At 38.7% G+C, this 1414-nt stretch carries 1 protein-coding gene; it reads left to right on the forward strand.

Translation table 11 applies throughout. The features are described from left to right. Positions 1-61: 61 nt before the first annotated feature. The coding region (locus CUU66_RS23710; RefSeq protein WP_101645872.1) for an IS1182 family transposase at positions 62-1414 on the forward strand (1353 nt) is incomplete at its 3' end.

Consider the following 1414-nt stretch of genomic DNA (forward strand, 5'->3'; position numbering starts at 1 on the left):
AAGGACACCTTCTGTTAAAATTAAGTTACCACACAAAATCCATACAGAAAGAAGTGTCCTTATGTTTAAAAATTATACCATGAATCAATTAGTTTTTCCTTTAGATTTAGAAGTAAAATTACAAAATAATGATATTGCCTTCCATGTCCATCATTTAGTTGAGAGTATCCCCCATGAAGCGTTCGAACCATTTCTTCGAAATGAGGGATGTCCTGCCTATCATCCACGTATGATGCTCAAGATTATCTTATGTGCCTACACGCAATCAGTCTTCTCGGGTCGCAAAATTGAAGCCTTACTAAAAGACAGTATCCGAATGATGTGGCTGGCTCAAGGGCATGAACCTAGCTACCGCACGATCAACCGATTCCGTGTTCAATTAGAAGTGAAAGAGTTAATTCGCCAATGTTTCGTCCAATTCCGTTGTCGATTGGTCGAAGAAAACCTGATTGATCAAGAAGCGGTTTTTATCGATGGCACAAAGATTGAAGCAAATGCGAATAAATTTACGTTTGTCTGGAAGAAATCGATTGAGAACTATCATCAAAGTTTAATTGAAAAGTCCAACCAGCTGTACAATGAGCTGCTTGAGAATGAAATCATCCCTGAAATGGAACGGGAAAGCGCTGAACAGTTATCATTGGAAGAACTCGCTCAATTGGTTCAACAAGTGGACGATATCGTCACCGAGTATGATCAACAAATTGAAACATCATCAGATGTTTTAGAACGAAAGGCCTTAAGAAACGAACGTAAATACCCGAAACAAGCGCGTAAACAGTTGATGGATATGGCCTTACGAAAACAGAAATACCAACAAGACTTTGAAATCTTTGGCACACGTAATAGTTATTCTAAAACAGATCCCGATGCAACATTTATGCGAATGAAAGATGATTATATGCAAAACGGTCAATTGAAAGCTGGTTACAATGTACAAATCGCAACGGAAGGTCAATACTCGCTTGCCTATAGTATATTTTCAAATCCGACTGATACACGTACGTTAATCCCATTTCTAGATGAAATCGAGCAGCATTATTTCGAGTTGCCGAAACACATTGTCGCAGATGCAGGGTACGGCAGTGAACAAAACTATAATGATATCCTTTCGAACAGAAAACGAGAAGCGCTTATTACCTATAACCTGTATTTGAAGGAACAAGAGAAAAAGTACAAACAAAACACACTTAACCCCGATAACTGGCACTATGATGAAGAAACAGATACATATACATGCCCTAATCAGAAACGCCTAGAATTTCATCATGATTCTGTACGCAATGACCGTACAGGCTTCCAAAGGGAGTTTAAAATTTATGAGTGCGAAGACTGTTCAGGATGCCCATTCCGTTCATCATGCACAAAAGCAAAAGAAGGCAACAACCGAAAACTTATGGTGAATGAAAAATGG

The sequence above is a fragment of the Peribacillus deserti genome (genome assembly GCF_002863585.1).
GTDB lineage: Bacteria > Bacillota > Bacilli > Bacillales > DSM-1321 > Paraperibacillus > Paraperibacillus deserti_A.